This window comes from Gaetbulibacter sp. M235 (assembly GCF_043876835.1).
Taxonomy (GTDB): domain Bacteria; phylum Bacteroidota; class Bacteroidia; order Flavobacteriales; family Flavobacteriaceae; genus Yeosuana.
This window is the reverse complement of the sequence record NZ_JBAWJZ010000002.1, coordinates 364815-385135: the sequence shown is the minus strand read 5'-3', so window position 1 is coordinate 385135 and position 20321 is coordinate 364815. Positions and strand designations below refer to the sequence as shown.

Below are 20321 nucleotides of genomic sequence, written 5' to 3'. Positions count from 1 at the left end.
TTAAACTTTTTAAGTAAATCTTAATATGTAATAATTTTATATAGAAGATTAAAAAAAGGAATAATTATGAAAACCAAAAAAGTTTTAAAACTAGGAATAAGCCTGGTAATGATTGTTGCTTTGTGTTTTGCTTCTTTTAAAAGTTTTGCCCATAAAAGTACGAAAACACAGATTGCAAAAGAAAATAATGTTATTGTTACCATTGACAAATCAACAACTTCAGATGAATTTAATGACATTAAAAGTATGCTTAAAGAAAATAACATAACGGCTACTTTTTCAAACATTGAAAGGAATGATTTAAATGAAGTCACAGGTTTAAGCATTGAACTTAATGATGGTAAAAGTGAAACTGTAACAAGCAGAGTATCTAGCAATATGCCAATTGCTCAAATCACATTTGGAAGAAAGAATGGATTACTTTTTATCTCTCAAAGTAAAACCGAAAATGGAGCTTTAGGCTTTTTTAATCAACCTAATATGCTTCCGTTTGGTTTTGAAAACGATTCTATTGTAGGTCAAAATTTTCAATCTTTTGGAAATTTTAATTTTGATGACTTTTTTAATGATGACAACAATTCGTTCTTCTTTAACGGACAAAACATGACTATTGACCAATTGAGAGAACAAATGAAAAAACAGTTGCAATCAAGTGGCATGAATCCTAATGGATTGTCCTGGTTTTTTGATTCAGAAGATAACTCAAACAAAACTTATAATTTCATTGACGACCCAAAAGTAAATAAGCTAATTGTTATTGATGGCAAAGAATCAGATTTTAAAAAACTAAAAAGTTTAGAAGAAGAACACAAACTTAAAGTTGTAGATATGCTAAAACCAGAAACAGCTATAAGTCTTTATGGCGATAAAGCTAAAGACGGAGCTATTATTGCTACAACCAAGTAATTTTACGCTTTTTATTGCTACTCAAAAGACGCTTTGAAGCGTCTTTTTTATTTATAAAACTTAAATTTTAGTTAAATAACTACAGATTTAGTTGTATAACTATAAAAATAGTTATACGTTTGTTTTGCTTAAAAAAGTAAAAAGAAAGTTAAAAAGTATTTTAAGTTATTGGTATGGAAAAGTTGACAAACAAAGAGGAAGAAATCATGCATATTTTATGGAAGCTTGAAAAAGCTTTTGTAAAAGATGTATTAGCAGAAATAAAAGAGGACAAACCCCATTACAACACCTTATCAACTATAATCAGGAATTTGGAAGACAAAGGTTACGTAGGTTATCATGCTTTTGGAAAAACTCATCAATATTTCCCTATTGTAAGTAAAGAAGACTACAGAAAACGCTTTATGAATTTAGCTATAGACAACTACTTTAACAATTCTTATAAAAACATGGTGTCATTTTTTGCTAAGGAAGAAAAAATAAGCGTTGAAGAACTTAAAGAGATTATAGCATTAATTGAAAAAAACAACTAACCATGGAATACTTATTAAAAGCCAGTGCCATTATCGTAATTTTTTATGCTTGCTATAAAATCTGTTTACAACGCGATACCTTTTTCGAGCAAAACAGATTGTTCTTATTAACTGGATTAATTACAGCTGTTTTCATTCCTTTAATAGTTATACCAATTTATGTAGAACAACCAGCAATTAATTTAGAAAATCTTGTTTTTGTTGAAGATGATACTGCAGTAAAACCAACTGGTAATCCATTAGATGTGTTATTTCTTTTAAACACTATGTATTTATTAGGTATTGTTGTTTTTAGTTTGAGATTTATATTACAAATAACATCATTATTACCATTGATAGTAAATAGTAAAAAACAAAAGGTAGAGCATTATAATTTTATAAAAACAAACAAAGCTGTTTTGCCTTTTTCATTTTTTAACTATATAGTTTATAATCCAAAGCAATTTAGCGACTCAGAATTAGAACAAATTATCACTCATGAAAAAGTGCATGCATCACAATATCACACCTTTGATATTTTATTAGCACAACTTGCTTGCATTGTATTTTGGTTTAATCCGTTCATTTGGTTTTACAATAAAGCTTTAAAACAAAACCTGGAGTTTATTGCCGATAAAACTGCTATAAACTTTTCTAATTGCAAAAAAAGTTACCAATACACGTTATTAAAAACAAGTATGCCAACTCATCAATTGGCTTTAACCAATAATTTTTATAATTCATTAATCAAAAAACGAATCGTTATGTTACACAAATCAAAATCAAAAAAAATCAATTTATTAAAGTTTGCTTTAATCATTCCTGTATTGGTATTATTTTTAATGAGCTTTAATACTAAAGAAGTTATTATTGAAAAAAAATTAGCTCCAACAAATTCAAATTCTCCTGAAGAACTTCCGGTTTTTAATGAATTACTTAATATTCTTAAACCAGAGACAGTAAGTAATCCTATTGTTAAACCTTTATTAAACAACTTAATATCAAAAAAACCTGAATTAACATTTTCTAGTTTAGAAGTTATTATTACCAAAGATTATTCAGATAGCGACTTTGAAAAGTTAAAAACAAAGTTTAAAAATGAAGGAGTCATATTAAAAATTAAAGATGTAAAACGTAATAAGCAAGGTGAAATTACTGCCATTAAAATTGAAGTAAATTCAAAATCATCAAACGCAAATTATAGCACAAATACTGATGAGGCAATTAGTCCTATTAAAATTAGTGTAGATGAAGATGGCAAAAATATATCCATTGGAAACGGCCATTTAAAAAAAGAACATCAAATGGTTTTTATTTCAAAAGATGGTAAAAAGCATGAAATAAATAATTCAGATTCTGATAATAATGTTTTTGTTATTTCTTCAGATGATGACGATTCTGATGATATTGAAATTAAAACCTTTGTTTTAAAAGATGGAGACACTTCAAAAATCTTGAAAAAGCATAAAGTAAAAATGATTCACTTTAATTCAGACGAAGATTCAACATTAGTAAGAAAAAAAGGGGGTAAAAAATTATATAAAGTTACTGTTAAAACTGATGGAGATAACAATGATATGACCTGGACTACAGAAGACACTGATGACAAAAAAGTTATGATTAAAAATGCAGGCCATGAAACTGTAAAAATAGTTTCAACAGATGGAAAAGAACCTTTGTTTTTAGTTGATGGAAAAGAAATTTCTCAAGAAGAAATGAGCAATATAGAACCCGATACTATAGAATCAGTGAGCGTTTTAAAAGGTGATGGTGCTACTAAAAAATATGGAGACAAAGGGAAAGATGGGGTTGTTGAAATTACCTTAAAAAAATAAAACTAAACTAAATTATATATCTTACAAAAGGCTGAACAAATTAAGTTCAGCCTTTTTTTGCTTTTATGTAATTAAAAGCTTTTTATTTCTGTATTAAAAAATAATTAAAGATGATATTGTAAAAAGTTAGTGATTTTTAAATCAAAGACCTCTACACTTAACAAAACAACTACAAAAACAATCTACAATAATTACAAATTGTAACTTATAAAATACTTTTGTATTTCAATTTAAAACTTTATTGAAGATTTAAATTGAAATATTGTAATAAATATCATTTTTTTAGTTATAAAACGGCATTAAAGTTTATAGATTTATTAAAAATCCTTTGGAAGTAATATTACTTATTTTATATCTTCAAAATACAATAAAAATTAAACTAATTTATTAACCTCTAAAATCTTAAAACATGATTACACTTGCTTTAATTTTCATCGATATTATTATTTCTATGTAAAATTCAAAAATAGTAGAACTTAGTCTAGAATAAGTTTTACTAATTTTACAGAATGCAAAAGCAAGTATTTAAAATTTTAGCGAAGATTAATAAGATTATTTTTCCTAGTTATTCAAAAAGACAGTTGGATTTAAGTAAAGCCACAAAACTTCAATTAGCCATTATAGGTTGGCGGTATTATGTTACTATCAGAGCTATTTAATTTATCATGGGTTGGCTGACTATTTAGTATATTCTTTTCTGCTTCCATCACTATCTATTTCAAATAGAAGAACCTTCTTTCCGGCATGTGGCATTTGTTAAGGATGACAGACCATACTTAACGTATTTTTTGTTTCACAACTTAGAAGGGTTGGAGTTATTTATACACTAAAGTTATGATTTACAAATACTTAAAAACATAATAACTAATAGTTTTTAAGTAAAAAAGGTTTTTTTAATCCTAAAAAATAGTATTTCGTCGATTAAAAATCGATCTTTAAAAATAATGTGAGCTTAATACTTCCTGAAAGTTTATTAATTCTAAGTTACTTCTCAAAAATTCAAACAGTCTTCTCTTCATTTTTAGCTTGCAGATTCTAAATCATTGCTCTTTTCACTCAAACAGATTTCCTCTTCTATGGGTAGTGTAAAAAAGAATGTACTTCCTTTACCTAAAACAGAATTGACCCAAATATTTCCGCCTAATAAATCAGTTAATTTTTTAGCTGTAGCTAGACCAATCCCCATGCCTTCATACTTTCTTGTAAATGAACCATCTACTTGTCTAAATAAATCAAAAACAAAATTTTGACTATCTTCATGAATGCCTATTCCTGTATCTTCTACAAAGAATTTCAACATAGGTTTTTCATCTACTTGAAAAAGATAAAAACCATAATTTATATAACCTTCTTCAGTAAAAGTAAAGGCATTATTTAAAAGGCAATTAAAAATTTTAATGAGTTTATTTTTATCAGTTTTTATTCTGATATTTTTATATTCTGGTGCTACTATTAAATTGAAATCTAAATGGTCTTTTTTGTTTTTTGCTTGTTTAGCTCTCATTGAACTATCAATTTCAAATAATACAGAATTTATATCTGTTTCTTTTTTTAACACTTTTAATTGGTTTGATTCTATTAATGATAGATCAAAAAGGTTATCAACAATATCTAGCAAATGTTCTCCGCTTGAATTTATAATTTCATTAAACTCCATAATATCATCAAGAGATGTATCTCTATCAATTAAACTGGACAACCCTATAATTGAGTTTAAAGGTGTTCTAATTTCATGTGATATATTTGATAAAAACTCAGATTTCAGCTTATCAGATTCTCTGGCTTTGGCTAAAGCAATTTTTAAATTATCTATATGCATTAAACGCTCCCTTATATCTCGTTGAATGCCCAAAAAACCAATGATGTTACCATTTCTGTCTAAAATTGGATCTGCAGACCCTTCCACATCAATAATTTCTCCAAACTTGGTTATATTGGTGTATTGTTTGGTATGGATACTTTGTTTGTTAATAAGGGTTTCCCAAAATGATTTAAAATCTCTATTCTCTTTAGGGTTTTTAAGTATTCTGGGGGTTTTAATTCCTAAGACCTCTTGGGGTTCGTATCCATAAATGATAGTAAATTGTTCATTTACAAAGGAAAAAAAGCCATCAACATCTGTCATGAACACAATTTCTTGTGATTTTTTAAGTGCTGAGTGTAGTTTTTGCAACTCATTATATGACTTTGTACGTTCTGAAATATCTCTTATAATACCTGTAATTTGAATGCTATTTTCAGATTCCCATTTTGAAACTGAAAGCTCTATGGGAAACTCTGTTCCATCTTTTTTTTTGGCAATAAATTCTGTTGTCTTTCCTGTTATATTTTGCAACCAAATTTTAATTAACCTTTGTACCCCAATATGTTGTTGATACTTGTCTGGTATAATTTGAGAAATATCTTTATTTATAATTTCATCGGACTCATAGCCAAACATGGCAAGTGCCGCTTTATTCCAAGATGTAATATTACCTTTTTCTGTAATAGTTATGATAGCGTCTATAGCAGAATCTATGATTGAATTACTGAACAGTTCATTTTCAAAAGCTTTCTGTTTTAATGCCTTAATTTCAGCTAAAAGCTGTTCCGTGGTTCTCTCTTCATTTTTCATAGTAACTTGCTTTTAACTTGTATGTCAAGGTAACTTAAAATAATATCATATAATGTTTGTTTTGAAACCGGCTTTGAAACGTATTGGTTACAGCCTGCATTCATAGCTCTTGTTTCTTCTTCTGCTAAAGCATAAGCAGTAATAGCAATTATAGGTATGGTTGAGTTTATTTTTCTAATCTCTAAAGTTGCTTGATAGCCATCCATTATGGGCATTTTTACATCCATCAACACCAAATCAATAGTATCTTTGTTTTCTTTGAACATTTTAACGGCTTCCGATCCATTTTCGGCATGAAGAATATTTAAATTGAAAGCTTTAAGCACTTCCCTTATGTAGATAAAATTTGTAACTTCATCTTCTGCTATTAAAACAGTAATCTTTAAATTATCTTTATCCATAACAAATTGATTTAAAGTTGATTTGTAAATTGTTCTTTATCTGCTTTTACATATGGGATTGTGAAAACAAATTTAGTTCCTGCCAGAGATGTTTTTTCTATCCAAATAGAGCCTCCTAAAAGTTCAACTAAACCTTTTGCAATGGCCAACCCCAAACCATTTCCTTTTGAAGCTTTTGTATATTCATGACTGCCTTGATTAAATCTTTGAAAGATTGATTCTTTATCCTTTTCTAAAATGCCTGTACCCGTATCTTCAACAAAAAATGCTATCATATTATCTTCTATGGTGTAACCAAAATGCACAAATCCTTTGTGGGTAAACTTTAAAGCATTTTCAATAAGGTTTGATAACACTTGAAAAACTCTGGTTTTATCAGTTTTAATATAGCAAAGTGTATCATCTAAAGCTTTTGAAATTTCTAAATGAACTTCTTTTGATTTTATTTGAATTGAGAATTGAAGATATACATTATCAATAATTTCGTTCAGGTTATGAGTGTCTAATTCAATTAATAATTGATTTGAATTAATTTTTGAAACGTCTACTACATCTGAAATGATCTGTAATAACCTATTTCCTGCCTCGTTAATCAGCTTTATAAATTCACTTCTTTTTTCTTGATCTAACTCATTATCATTTAATAAATCGGAGAATCCTAGAATGGCATTCATAGGTGTCCTTATTTCATGAGACATATTTGCTAGAAAAGCCGATTTTAACTGTTCACTTTCTTCGGCACGTTCTTTGGCCTTAATAAGCTCTAGCTCCATTTTTTTCCTTTCGGTAAAATCTCGTATTACTCCTATAATAAACTTATTACCATCCTTATCTACATACCTTGTTTTTCGTGTTAAAATAGTTTTTATATCTTCACCTTTTAAAGTCAATGTTTCTTCATTAATGCTTTCTTCTCCGGTTGTTAATACTTGTTTGTCAATTTTTAGAAAAAATTCCTGTTCTTCTGGTGCAACATTTTCTGCCAGTGTTTTTCCTATTATATGTTGGCGTTCTAGTTTTAACATGTTACAAAAGGCATTGTTAACCAATTCAAATCTGTTTTCTTCATCTTTAACTAAAACTGCATCTCCTATATTATTAACAATGTTTTCAAGGTAATTCCAACTTTGCTCAGCTTTATTTTTTGCTTCTAGTATTTCTAAGTCCTTTTTTTTACGCTCAGTAATGTCTCTCCAAACACAATAGATAATTTCCTCATTTGGTTTGTTTACTATTGCTGTTAACAGTACTTCTACAGGAAAATCATCGCCATTGGCCTTTCTATGAATCCACTCGAATCTTTGAGAACCTTCTTTCATTGCGCGATGCATTTTCTCTATTGCCAACTCATAAGAGTCTTGTCCATTCGGCTGTTTTTTTGGAGATAATTCAGACGGATGCTTATGCAAAATCTCTTTCTTTGACTTATAACCAAGCATTGTAACGGTAGCATCATTACAATCAATAAATGTTTCATTTTTAATAATTAGTAAAGCATCATTTGATTTTTCAAATAACAACTTGAATTTTGCTTCACTTTCCTTAAATGCTCTGGTACGTTCCTTAACTTTTTTTTCAAGTTTTAATTTAAAATCATCAAGTCTTTGATAAGCGGTTTTAAGTTCATTGGCTGTTATAGTAAGTATTTCTTCTTCATTTATTTTTTTTAGGTTTATTATTTCAACAACATTCTCGCTTTTATATAATGGTTGTAAATCATTAACAAATTTTTTAATGGGTTTAGTAATACTTCTGGAAACATAATATGTTAAGAAAAGAGCTAAAAGAATAAAAAAAGCAATGATTATCCAAAAATAGTGTATTCTCTCATTTTCTCTTTTCAAAACATTACCAAAGAATTCTTGAGCTTTATATTGAGTAAAATTTGAAATGATTTCTGCTTTAGATAATACATTATTTATTTTAGATTCATGTAATTGATTTAATAAATCTTGAGCCTGTGGGATATCATTTTTTTGTTTAAGAAAAAGAATATGTTCATCAAAATTTCTAAAATCTTGATAAGTAATTTTTAGACTATCAACATCAGATGGATTTCCTAAATAATGGCTTTCAATGGTTTCAATTGAATTTAAAGCTATACTATCATTGAATATAATTATTTTGCCCAACCTATATATTTCCTCATTAGTTTCTTCAGTTACATAATGACCTAACCAATGATTAATATTTATCACACTGCCTTTTAACTGATTTATAGCTCTATTAACAACTAAAGGATGATTATAAAATTGCTCCTTGTTGTTGTTTGAATTATTCATTATATAAAGCGCATAACCACCTAAAAGCGTTGTGAATAATAGAAACGAAAATGCAATATTGATTCTAGCTTGAAATCTTAATTTTTTTACTTGAGATATTAATTTTCCCATTTTAACTGAACAATATTATTTAGCTAAAGATTTACTAAAAACGGATTTACGTTAATTTTAGGAGAGACTAAATCTTAAATAATTTCTAAAAAGCAAAATAAGTTGTTTGCACGCGAGATAACTATGACTTAAATCATATCTGCAAACTTCTGTCTAAATTAAAAACGTTATATATAGTAGATATTTGTAATAGATTTACTAGTGCTATATATAAGAAAGAAAAAGAAATAAAGAAAAAAAAAGAGAACAATTCTTTTTCAGAACTACTCCCCTTTTTTGTTATCAACCAACCAATAAATAACATTACAAAGAAACATAATGATTATATTATAAAATATGATTTTTGTTAGGTTTCAAAAAAAATTAAAAAATTTATAAAATAAAAAAAAGGGTGAATAACTTCAACCCCTTTTTTATGCAAATTAAGTTTTAAATTAGTTCCAGAATGCCGCATATAAAGCTGCAACAACAATCATAACTGCAAAAGCACCAATATTAAATAATGGTGTGGTTTTGAATAATTCTTTAGTAATTGGGATTCCTTTCTCATCATCAGCACCTTTATGTTGCGAATAGCTAACAAGAGCTATTACTGCCATTGTTAACAACAAAGTATAACCCATTTGATCCATAAATGGAACATTCACAAAAAATGAACTTGTTGACCATCCGTTTGGAGCCACTTTAAAATATAAAGCAATTGGAATAGATGACAATGCGCCAACTATTGCTGCTTTATTGGTTGTTTTCTTCCAGAATAAACCTAACATAAATACTGCTAAAATACCTGGGCTTACAATACCCGTGTACTCCTGTATAAACTGAAATGCCTGATCTATACCTCCTAAAAGTGGTGCCATAATACAAGCTATAACTAAAGCAACAGCTGCCGAAATTCTACCTACATTAACTGTAGCTTTATCACCCGCATTTGGGTTAATATATTGCTTATAAATATCCATTGTAAAAATAGTTGAAGTAGAATTTAACATGGATGCCAGTGAAGACACAATAGCAGCTGCCAAGGCTGCAAATGCCACACCTTTCATACCAGTTGGTAAAAATTGTAACAACCATGGATAAGCTTTATCTGCTTGTTCTAAAGATGGCAAGTTGTGGAGTGAAGACTCTCCTAATCTAGCCATAATCTCAGGATCATTAATCATAACATAAGCAGCTATTCCAGGAATTACTACAATTAACGGAATAATTAATTTTAAGAAAGCTGCTAATAAAATACCTTTTTGAGATTCCTTTAATGATTTAGCTGCTAAGGTTCTTTGAATAATATATTGGTTGAAACCCCAGTAATATAAGTTAGCAACCCACATACCACCAATTAAAACACCTACACCGGGTAACATATCATAATATTTGTTTGATTTATCAAAAATCATGGCAAATCTTTCTGGAGCCGCTTCGTACACTGTTTTAATGCCAGAAATAACACCTTCTCCATCAGAAACTGTATTTAAAGCTATATAAGTTGTTACTAATCCTCCTAAAACTAAAAAGATTACCTGAATTACATCTGTCCAAGCTACCGCTGAAAGACCTCCATATAATGAGTATGCTGCGGCAAATAGGGATAAACCTATTACGCCATACACCATTGGTATTCCCATGATAGTTTCTAAAGCCAGACTCCCTAAATATAAAACAGAAGCTAGATTTACAAACACATATAAACCAATCCAGAATACCGCTAAAATAGTTTTTAAGTTTGTCGAGAAACGTTGTTCAACAAATTCAGGAATGGTATACAGTCCTTTTTCAATAAAAATGGGCAAAAAGTATTTACCAACAATTATTAAAGTTATAGCTGCCATCCATTCATAAGAAGCAATTGCAAGCCCCAATGCAAAACCAGAACCAGACATTCCTATAAATTGTTCTGCAGATATATTTGCTGCAATAAGTGAAGCTCCAATAGCCCACCATGGTAAAGATTTACTTGCTAAAAAATAATCTTCTGCATTTTTCTGGTGCCCTGCTTTATCTCTAGAAACCCATAACCCTACACCTAATATTAAAACGGCGTAAGCTACGAATATAAAGTAATCCCAAAATTCAAAATGTGTAGTCATAGTTTGTGTTATATATAATTAATTTAGTTTTTTCTTAGTAAAATTTTAAAATTTAAGAATTGTAAATCTAATATTATTTTTTATAAATGAAAGAATTAATCAATAAATATAAGGTCCTGCAAACTTCACAAAAAATCATCTTCATAATTAATTTTAATAAGTTTATTTTTTAATTAATTTATTCAAAAAGTGAAACAATTCATTTAGCTTTGAATAAACAAATTAGTTAATTTTTAAAAATCAAAATATTATTATGAGCTATGTAGCAAATCCGAACAGATATAATGAGATGCAATATAATCGCTGCGGAAATAGCGGCATCCTATTACCTAAAATATCACTAGGCCTTTGGCATAACTTTGGTGGTGTTGATGTTTTTGAAAATTCCAGGACTATGGTTCTAAGAGCTTTTGATTTAGGTATTACTCATTTTGATTTAGCTAATAACTATGGGCCGCCACCTGGTTCGGCTGAAATTACTTTTGGCTCTATTTTAAAGAATGATTTAAAATCATATAGAGATGAGATGATTATCTCTTCAAAAGCAGGTTATTTAATGTGGCCTGGCCCTTATGGAGAATGGGGTTCCAGAAAAAATTTAATAGCAAGTTGCAATCAAAGTTTAAAACGCATGAAGCTTGAGTATGTTGATGTTTTTTATAGTCACCGCCCAGACCCAAACACTCCCATAGAAGAAACCATGATGGCTTTAGATCAAATTGTACGTTCTGGAAAAGCACTTTATGCTGGAATTTCCAACTATAGTCCAGAGCAGTCACAAATTGCTTTTGATATTCTAAAATCCTTAGGAACGCCTTGTTTAGTTCATCAACCAAAATATAGTATGTTTTACAGGTCTGTTGAAGAAGGGCTTCTTGATACTTTAGAAAAAAATCGCGTTGGTTCTGTGGTTTTCAGCCCTCTTTTTCAAGGTTTACTTACTGATAAGTATTTGAATGATATTCCTAAAGACTCCAGAGTTGCAAAGTCTCATGGCTTTTTAAAAAATTCTGATTTAACACCAGATAAAATTGAAAAAGTTAAAAAACTGAATGACATTGCTTTAAAACGTGGTCAAAAAATGTCTCAAATGGCTTTAGCCTGGGTTTTAAGAGACAAACGAGTTACATCAGTAATAATTGGCGCAAGTAAAGTCTCTCAAATTGAAGAAGCAGTAGCCATTCAAGACAATCTCAATTTTACATCAGAAGAATTAAAATTAATAGACAATATTTTAAACTGACACAAATTAAAACTACAGTTAGTTTTTTTATCTTTTTTCATTTGAGCTTAATAAGACTTCATCAAATAATGACCCTTTTTTTAAGAGATAATAAAAGAATTCTTGTAAAAAAAAGTTAATTAAGCAATACTAATTGCTTGAATAACCATTTGCGAAAAAAAAACTTATTTTTACTTCAAACCCAATTAAAAAACATCCAACTATATAACATTTACATATGATTAACAAAGGTTCTGAAGCAGAAAGATTAGCCATTTCTGACAGTTACAAAAATTGGAAAAAATGGGGGCCTTATTTAGCAGAAAGACAATGGGGAACAGTCAGAGAAGATTATAGCGAACATGGAAATGCTTGGGAGTTTGTAAATCATGAAAGGGCTCGAAGCAATGCGTATAGATGGGGAGAAGAAGGCATAGGAGGCTTTTGCGATTCAAGAGAAATATTATGTCTAGCTCCAGCATTTTGGAACGGCAAAGACGCTATTATAAAAGAACGCCTGTTTGGTCTTACCAATAATCAAGGCAATCATGGTGAAGATGTTAAAGAACTCTATTTTCATCAAGTATCTTCACCAACACATTCCTATTGTAAATACCTCTATAAATATCCACAAAAACAATTTCCTTATGCCGATTTGGTTACAAACAATAACAACCGAAACCGAGAGCAGGAAGAATATGAGCTTTTAGATACAAACTGCTTTAAAAAAAATAGGTATTTTGATTGTTTTATAGAATATGCAAAAGCTGATTTTGATGATATTCTTATGAAAATCACTGTGGTAAACAGAAGTAAAAAAAAGGCTGAAATACATGTGCTTCCACATCTTTGGTTTAGAAATTTCTGGAAACATAACAAGCGTTTTTCACGCCCAAACATGAAATCTATAGCAGATGATTGTGTACAATCTAGAAGTATTAGAAACGGTAGATACTATTTTTATCATGAAAATGGAAAACAGCTATTTTGTGAAAACGAAACTAACAACAAACACATTTATAATTTCTCAAACGAAACAGATTATGTTAAAGATGGCATAAATGATCATGTTGTTGATGGAAAACCAACTGTGAATCCAGAAAAAAATGGTTCAAAGCTGGCTGTTTGGCATAAATTTAAACTTAAAGGTGGTCAAGAAAAGGTTATAAAGGTTCGTTTAAGTAAAAATAAATTACAAAACCCTTGGACAGATTTTGATGCTGTATTTGAAAAAAGAATAAATGAATGCGAAGAGTTTTATAGCGAAAAAATAAAGAGCGATATACCTAAAGAACACCAGGCAATTGCTAAAAGTGCATTTTCAGGATTATTATGGACAAAACAATTTTACTATAATGATGTTTTTAAGTGGCTTTTTGGAGGTCCAGGGGAAGCAACACCAAATCGGTCAAACCCAAGAAATTTTAGTTGGCAACACCTTACCAACAGACATGTTATATCAATGCCAGATAAATGGGAATATCCATGGTATGCCGCTTGGGATCTTGCATTTCATATGGCCTCGTTTGTGGAAATAGACCCGTTTTTTGCCAAGGAACAACTGTTGTTAGTATTACAAGAAAGCTATATGCATCCTAATGGACAAATCCCAGCATATGAATGGAACTTTAGTGATGTTAATCCACCTGTACATTCTTGGGCAGTTTGGACAGTTTATGAAAAGGATAAAAAACTGAAAGGAAAAGGAGATACTGATTTTTTAGAAAAAGCATTTCAAAAACTCCTAATCAATTTTACATGGTGGGTAAACCAAAAAGACAAAAGTGGAACAGATCTTTTTGAAGGTGGATTTTTAGGTTTGGATAACATAGGTGTATTTGATCGCAATCACATGCCTCAAGGTATTACAAGGATGCAGCAAGCTGATGCTACTAGCTGGATGGCAATGTTTACATTAAACATGTTACGTATGTCTTTAGAACTTGCAAAAACCAATAAAACTTATGAAGAGTCTGCTGCCAAGTTTTTTAGGCATTTTTTAAATATTGCCTGGGCAATGCACCATATTGGTAAAAAAGACATTTCGCTTTGGGATGATGAAGACAATTTTTATTATGATGTAGTAGAAATGAATAATGGTGCTGCTGAGAGATTAAGAGTCAGATCTTTAGTAGGTGTCATTCCCATGTTTGCGGTTGAGATTATTAACAAGGATTTATTTGAAGAATTAAAAGAATTTAGAATTAGAGCGAATGAAATTATAAGAACACGACCAGACCTAGCATCTTTAATTTCAAATTTAGATAAAACAAATGAAGATGGAGATTATTTATTTTCAATCATGCGCGCTTTTAGGTTAGAGCACTTATTAAAACGCTTGTTAGATGAAAATGAATTTTTATCAGATTATGGAATTCGTTCACTTTCAAAATACCACAAAAAACATCCTTTTGTGTTTCAACACTACGGACATCATCAAATACAATACGAACCTGGTGAAAGCCGTTCCAATATGTTTGGAGGCAATTCTAACTGGAGAGGCCCAATTTGGATTCCCTTAAACTACATGATAATTCAATCATTACGTAAGTATTACAAGTATTATGGGCCAGAATATGTTTATGAATTCCCTACTGGTTCTGGAAAAAAATATAATTTACAAGAAATTGCCAACGAACTTTCAAAAAGATTGATCAAGCTTTTTGAAAGAAATAAAGAAGGTAAATTTCAATATCATTCAGACGATCCAAATAAGGTGTATTCAAAAGATGAGCACTTTAAAAATCAACATTTGTTTTATGAATTTTTTGATGGCGACAATGGAAAAGGTCTTGGTGCTTCACATCAAACAGGGTGGACAGCTTTAATAGCCAATTTAATTATGGAATTAGAAGAAAAATCTAAATAGTTTAAACAAAAACCCCCAGTATAACTGGGGTTTAATTTGTGACCTCGACTGGATAAAATCAATTAACTAATAAATCTTTTTCTAATTGTTTTGCCTTTGGATGTAAAATATTATTCTCTAAATGAATGTGTTGATGTAAATCTTGTTCAAACTCGTCTAGTTTTGAATAAAGTGCTCTAAATGTATTACAGGCTTCCTGTGGTGGCGTATAATTATTAGTTAACCTTGCTATTTCCTTAAAAATATCTCCAACAGATTCGTGTTCTGATTCCATCATTGCTATTGGATTATTAATATCACCAAACGGTGGAGGACTTAAAGGCTGTTCTTCATTTTTTAGATGCAATAGGTTTTTTATATATGGAAATAAAACATTTTCTTCTTTTTTCAAATGAGAGGATAGTTCGTTTGCTGCTTCATTAAAAAGTTTATTAATCTCAATGACTTCAGTATAATGATGTCCATGAACTTCTGCTACTCTGTTTGAATATTGTAGAATTAATGGAATTGATTCTTTAACATAACTGTGATGAACATTTATAATATGATCGATTAAAAAATCAAGATTCCATGAATTGTAATTATAAGCTTTAGAAGCCTCATCTACATTCAATAATTCTTCTTTGATTTGAGAATAATCAAGGTTCTTTTTTTGGCAAGCTTTTTCTATGGTGATTCCTCCACCACAACAAAAATCTATACCAAATTTTTTGAAAATATGTGCTGTTTTAATGTTTCCGGCAACTACTTCTGCTACTGTTTTGTTATCTATTGTATTCATGATTAATTTATATTAAATGATTTTTTTATTGGTTTTTTATTCTTTAAATTTTGAAAGAGTTTATTATTTAAATTTTTATTTGATTAAATTTTATTGCTCTAAAAGTCTTTTCTTTTTGATTTGTAAACAATTCTGAAAACGGGAAAAATGACCCAAAGTGTTAACATGATAAAGGACACAATTAGTCCAAAATTTGTTCCGAAAAATTGTTTAAAAACAGCTCCGGTGTAACCCAATAAAGCTGAAATATCTAACTTTAACAAAATAAGTGTTCTCGATAAATCTATTGGATTTAACATGGTACCTACTAATGATAATTTATCTAACGGATAATCTTCAAAAAGGATAAGAGACATCAAGAATATACCATCATATATGATGGCTAAAAGCAACCATAACAAGATAGCATAGCCAAATCCTTTAATTTTATTTTCGTTTGACAAGGCTATGTTAAATGCCAGTGCAGTGAAAATAAATGTGAGAAAGGTACCAGTAATGATCAATAGAGAAAAATCCCAAATAGCATTAGATTTAAATAATCCATAAAAAATAAAGGGCAACCCCAACCCCAAAATTAAACTCATTGATAATGAAAAGGCAACACCTAAATATTGACCCAAAAATATTGAGGAACGCTTTAAAGGCTGAGCTAATAAAAGCTCAGTAAATTCCTTGGAATTATAGTAGTACATTACTCCGAAAATAGTTCCAATTAAAGGCACTAAAACAATGATGATGTTCATTAAAGTTATGACCGCTTTTGAGAGATCATTATTTAAAAACAACAAGACAATGCTTAGTAATAAATAAAAGGCAAAGTATACGTAACTCCATCGGCTACGCATTAAATCGTAAAAACTATATTTTAATATCTTAAGCATGGTTTTCTGTTAATATGGATGCAATGGCATGTTCGAAATCTGTTTGGTTGGTCTTTTCTTTAAGCTCGTTAATTGTTCCTTTAAAATAAATTTGTCCTTCTAACAGAAAAACTATTTCATCAGATATTTCTTCAACAAAACTCATAATATGAGATGTGATTAATATGGTTTTTCCTTTAGCTTTTTCAGATTGAATTAAATCTTTTAAGCGCAACAACGAAATAGGATCTAATCCAGATGTTGGTTCATCTAAAATAATTAGTGGACTATCAAACATAAACGTTAAAACCAGATTGACTTTTTGCTTAGTGCCTCCTGAAAGGTTTCCTAATTTTTTATCTAGAAATGGTTGAAGTTTAAATTGATTAATCAAATCATCATCATGTGTTGTTTTATTACCTCTTAAATCCTTAATCATGGTAATGAGCTCTTTCACTTTTAAATTATTTGGAAAGTTTGCTATTTGTGGCAGGTAATCAATCTTATTTCGGTAATCTGAATTGTTTTTAATGCTTTTTCCTAGTAAATTAATGGTTCCTTTATTTGGAATTACCATTCCTAAAATTGATTTTATAAGGGTTGTTTTCCCAGAACCATTCGGACCAAGAACCGCGAAAATCCCTCCTTCCTTAATATCAAGATTTACACCGCTAAGCACAATGTTTTTTCCAAATTTTTTATGTAGATTCTGAATATTAATCATGGTATTTTTTTAATTAAAGGATTGTTGTCCATTAGGTTGTCTGGTGTGAAAACCGGAGACACTTTTTCAGAAAAATCAATAATATCAATAAATAAACTTCTAAGTAAAATGATTGTTTCTGGTGTTCTATTTACAATATAAGAAAACAGTTTTACTGGTCTGTAAGGCACATCGCCAATGCCGTTTTTATCTAAATCGTAACCAGTGTAATTGCTCCAGTAATTTCTATCAAAAACATTGTCATTTATATTACTGTTATATGAAATATCAAAAGAATTATATAAAAAATTATTTTCCAAAAATTGATTTGTATAACAAGCACCTCTAACTTTTATGGCCCAACCATTATTAATGAAATCGTTGTTTTTATATACAATTCTGTTTGAACCTTCTATATTGATACCTATAGTGTTTTCTTCAAAAGTATTACCCAAAATTTCTGCATCATTAATCTCTTTTAACAACAAACCATAAGAAGCTGTACCCCAATTTTCCTTAAATACATTGTTATACATTTTTATTTTTTTTGAAAACATAACTGCAACTCCTGCACCGTTTTTAGAAAACTTATTGTTTTCATATATATCATTATTTGAAAACATAAAATGCAAACCATAACGAAGATTATTGGTGCTTACGTTATTTTTTATAATGCAATCATCTGAAAATTCTAAATAAATACCATCTCTAACATGTTGTACAATGTTATTTTGAATACTGATTTTTTTGCTATACCATAATTGAATAGCGTTTCCCGAATTATGCTCTTCAATGGCCTGTCCAATTACTTTGTTGTTAAGTACTTTACCATCTTCGGCTTTTTCTAGATAGATGCCAAAAAATAATTTTTCAAGCACTAAATTTTTTATTTCAAAATGTTTGCTTCGCTTTACTCTTATGGCCGCATAATCTTCAGTATAACTTGTACCTACGTTAATAATATGCAAACCATCCACATTAACATAATCTGAAACGATAGTGATAATTTCTCCTTTTAATTCACCATCTATAACTGGATAATTTTCGCCAATAATCGTTAGAGGTTTATTTATTTGGATATTATATTCTTTATAAATGCCCTTTTTAACAAGAATTGTATCATAATCTTTAGCTTTTAAAATAGCTTCTTTCAGTGATTTGGTTTCACAATCTTTACACACTTCAATATGTTGCGCGTCAACTACTTGTGATAATAAAATCACAACAAATAAAACACTATATTGAAAGTATAATTTCATATATATTTACTATAAATTATATTTTACACCAAAATTAATGGTTACATTTTCATTCATTTGAGTGCCATTATAATGTTCATAAATTGGCGTCCCAACTTCAGCTCCAAATCTAAAATTATTTAAACTAGATGTTACAGGAAACGATACGTTAACTCCAATAAAGGCTCTTATCTTTTCGCTTCCATAATTATTGGTATTGGATGTTGGTACCATCATTGGATTTAATTCTGTATCTGCTCCTTTTATTTTACCTTCACTAATTCCAAGAGCTCTTGCAGATAAACTGAAATTTTGAGACAGTTTATAAGCACCCCAAAAATTTAATCCATAAGTATTTCCTAAATGATAATTTTCACTATTATCTCCAATTCTAAATGTTCCTAAAGCTTGTGTTCCCCAAGAAGTATTTGTATAAATCTCTTTATAGGTTGCTCCAAGTGTTATATCGAAAGTGCCGCTTCCAAGTTGCATTGCATAAGGTAATTTTGTGTTAGTACTCATAGGAGTATCGTCTTTTTTGGAAATACTTCCTATCGGAATATTAAAACTGGTGTTAAAATGTAAGGATTTTTCATGATGATTAAAAATTCCATATAAAACTCCAAATTTCAAATCGCCTAAACCTGAACTTTCGGTTGAAAAATCATTTAACATTGGCATATTGTTCTCCGTCATTTTTGCCGTTAAATCCATGTTTTTTCTTAAAAAATTCTGCATTATAACGAGGGTGAGTTTATTTGAAGGAGAATACATAATACCTAACATATACATATCCATATTCATTTTTTGAGGTGCAACCATGTAATTGTTATATATAGTTTCATCAGAAACATTGTCTGATCCTGATATATTTCCCTTCATAAACATATTCATATAACGTAAGGAAAGCATAAACTCCCCTTTTTGGTGTAAATGATCGCCCATAACTCCTATTGGAGCATGAGCATCTGGTCTGTAATGGTCATGTTTAATAGCATTACCTTCTTGAGAGTTGTTAAACTTGGCTACAATCTCTTTCCAGGAATATAATTGTCCTCCTTTTTCATTTATAATGCTTTTAATTTTTTCCTGATTACTAAAAGCTGTTAAATCAGCACCCATTGGACTGGGAATTGATTTACTAATTAAAAAGAAAGCAGTTTTTGCATCAATAAAGGATTGCGTGTTGTAATCTGAAACTTCTATGGATGAAAATTCATTTTGATTGTAGGATTTTAAATAATTAATCAAACATTCAGCCGAATCAAAATTGAGAATCACACCATTTTTTTCAGCTCTGGCTTTGTGTGCATTGTCTCTAATAACCATATTGCACTCTGTACAATGATTTATGTTTTGTGCTTCAAATTGCAAAAAAAATAGGCACAAAAAGAGTGTGAAAAATACTTTAATGTTTTTCATGATAAAAAAATGGAAACTTAAATATTATTTAAAATGCTTTAATAATTCTGGCCAGGTATATAGATTTCCTCCCTTTTCAGATTTAATTTTAATAGCTTCATCTTCATTTTTGAAAGCCGTTAAAAACGCACCCATTGGACTGGAAATATTTTGACTGATTAAAAAGGTTGCCTTAGTGGCATCGGTTAATTTTTCTGGTTCTGTAAAACTATTAACTAAGTAAAGTTCAATTTCGGATGAATCAAACTCCTTTAGAAAATTAATCATACATTCTGATGAATCAAATTTATAGACCTTTCCTTTTTTTGTAACAATTTCTGCAGCATGAACCTTATCTACAATAGTCATTTTACAATAATGACAACCGTCTGAGCCATAGTTTATTGCTTGAGGAGATACGTTACAACTAGCAAAAAGTACCAGTAATGAAAATGTTAAATAATATTTTATTGGTTGCATTTTTTTAAAGTATTAAATG

General features: G+C 29.5%; 16 protein-coding genes. 6 read left to right on the top strand and 10 right to left on the bottom strand.

Annotated features, from left to right (window positions below; all coding sequences use genetic code 11):
- Window positions 1–66: 66 nt before the first annotated feature.
- The 4 genes from V8G69_RS04465 (at window position 67) to V8G69_RS04450 (ending at window position 3912) form a co-directional block, all read left to right on the top strand.
- A complete protein-coding gene (locus tag V8G69_RS04465; RefSeq protein WP_394880607.1) occupies window positions 67–906 on the top strand; it encodes a hypothetical protein in 840 nt (279 codons plus the stop codon).
- A gap of 173 nt (window positions 907–1079) precedes the next feature.
- Window positions 1080–1439: a BlaI/MecI/CopY family transcriptional regulator gene (locus tag V8G69_RS04460; RefSeq protein ID WP_394880606.1), complete on the top strand. Its 360-nt coding sequence runs from the start codon at window positions 1080–1082 to the stop codon at window positions 1437–1439.
- 2 nt (window positions 1440–1441) lie between these two features.
- Window positions 1442–3253 (top strand): M56 family metallopeptidase, encoded by a 1812-nt coding sequence (locus tag V8G69_RS04455; RefSeq protein ID WP_394880605.1) that lies wholly within the window; start codon window positions 1442–1444, stop codon window positions 3251–3253.
- A 509-nt stretch (window positions 3254–3762) separates the two neighbouring features.
- Entirely contained in the window at window positions 3763–3912 is a 150-nt protein-coding gene (locus V8G69_RS04450) for an SsrA-binding protein (protein ID WP_394880604.1), read from the top strand.
- 362 nt (window positions 3913–4274) lie between these two features.
- Here V8G69_RS04450 and V8G69_RS04445 read toward each other — a convergent pair whose 3' ends face one another.
- The 4 genes from V8G69_RS04445 to V8G69_RS04430 all read right to left on the bottom strand — a co-directional run bounded on the left by V8G69_RS04445 (window position 4275) and on the right by V8G69_RS04430 (window position 10748).
- The gene (locus V8G69_RS04445; RefSeq protein ID WP_394880603.1) at window positions 4275–5867 is read right to left on the bottom strand and encodes a PAS domain S-box protein; all 1593 of its coding nucleotides are present in this window, start codon (window positions 5865–5867) and stop codon (window positions 4275–4277) included.
- Complete coding sequence (locus V8G69_RS04440; protein ID WP_394880602.1) at window positions 5864–6268, bottom strand: response regulator; 405 nt, start codon at window positions 6266–6268, stop codon at window positions 5864–5866. Before V8G69_RS04440 ends, V8G69_RS04445 begins: the two co-directional genes overlap by 4 nt.
- 11 nt (window positions 6269–6279) lie before the next feature.
- Entirely contained in the window at window positions 6280–8661 is a 2382-nt protein-coding gene (locus tag V8G69_RS04435) for a PAS domain S-box protein (RefSeq protein WP_394880601.1), read from the bottom strand.
- A 434-nt stretch (window positions 8662–9095) separates the two neighbouring features.
- Window positions 9096–10748 carry a sodium/sugar symporter gene (locus V8G69_RS04430; RefSeq protein ID WP_394880600.1) on the bottom strand — a complete coding sequence of 551 codons (1653 nt, stop codon included), beginning with the start codon at window positions 10746–10748 and terminating at the stop codon, window positions 9096–9098.
- 253 nt (window positions 10749–11001) lie between these two features.
- Between V8G69_RS04430 and V8G69_RS04425 the strand changes: the two genes are divergently transcribed.
- Together V8G69_RS04425 and V8G69_RS04420 are read left to right on the top strand one after the other, a co-directional pair.
- A complete protein-coding gene (locus tag V8G69_RS04425; protein WP_394880599.1) occupies window positions 11002–11991 on the top strand; it encodes an aldo/keto reductase in 990 nt (329 codons plus the stop codon).
- A gap of 217 nt (window positions 11992–12208) precedes the next feature.
- The gene (locus V8G69_RS04420) at window positions 12209–14839 is read left to right on the top strand and encodes a glucosidase (RefSeq protein WP_394880598.1); all 2631 of its coding nucleotides are present in this window, start codon (window positions 12209–12211) and stop codon (window positions 14837–14839) included.
- A 58-nt stretch (window positions 14840–14897) separates the two neighbouring features.
- Here the strand turns inward: V8G69_RS04420 and ric are convergent, their stop codons facing one another.
- The 6 genes from ric to V8G69_RS04390 all read right to left on the bottom strand — a co-directional run bounded on the left by ric (window position 14898) and on the right by V8G69_RS04390 (window position 20302).
- Window positions 14898–15620 carry an iron-sulfur cluster repair di-iron protein gene (gene ric / locus V8G69_RS04415; RefSeq protein ID WP_394880597.1) on the bottom strand — a complete coding sequence of 241 codons (723 nt, stop codon included), beginning with the start codon at window positions 15618–15620 and terminating at the stop codon, window positions 14898–14900.
- 98 nt (window positions 15621–15718) lie between these two features.
- Window positions 15719–16501, bottom strand: a complete 783-nt coding sequence (locus V8G69_RS04410; RefSeq protein ID WP_394880596.1) for an ABC transporter permease — start codon at window positions 16499–16501, stop codon at window positions 15719–15721.
- Window positions 16494–17204 carry an ABC transporter ATP-binding protein gene (locus V8G69_RS04405; protein WP_394880595.1) on the bottom strand — a complete coding sequence of 237 codons (711 nt, stop codon included), beginning with the start codon at window positions 17202–17204 and terminating at the stop codon, window positions 16494–16496. The genes V8G69_RS04410 and V8G69_RS04405 overlap by 8 nt, the downstream gene beginning before the upstream one ends.
- Entirely contained in the window at window positions 17201–18442 is a 1242-nt protein-coding gene (locus V8G69_RS04400; RefSeq protein WP_394880594.1) for a nitrous oxide reductase family maturation protein NosD, read from the bottom strand. The genes V8G69_RS04405 and V8G69_RS04400 overlap by 4 nt, the downstream gene beginning before the upstream one ends.
- Window positions 18443–18451: 9 nt before the next feature.
- Window positions 18452–19843 carry a nitrous oxide reductase accessory protein NosL gene (locus tag V8G69_RS04395; RefSeq protein WP_394880593.1) on the bottom strand — a complete coding sequence of 464 codons (1392 nt, stop codon included), beginning with the start codon at window positions 19841–19843 and terminating at the stop codon, window positions 18452–18454.
- Window positions 19844–19867: 24 nt separating this feature from the next.
- Complete coding sequence (locus tag V8G69_RS04390; RefSeq protein ID WP_394880592.1) at window positions 19868–20302, bottom strand: nitrous oxide reductase accessory protein NosL; 435 nt, start codon at window positions 20300–20302, stop codon at window positions 19868–19870.
- Window positions 20303–20321: the final 19 nt, after the last annotated feature.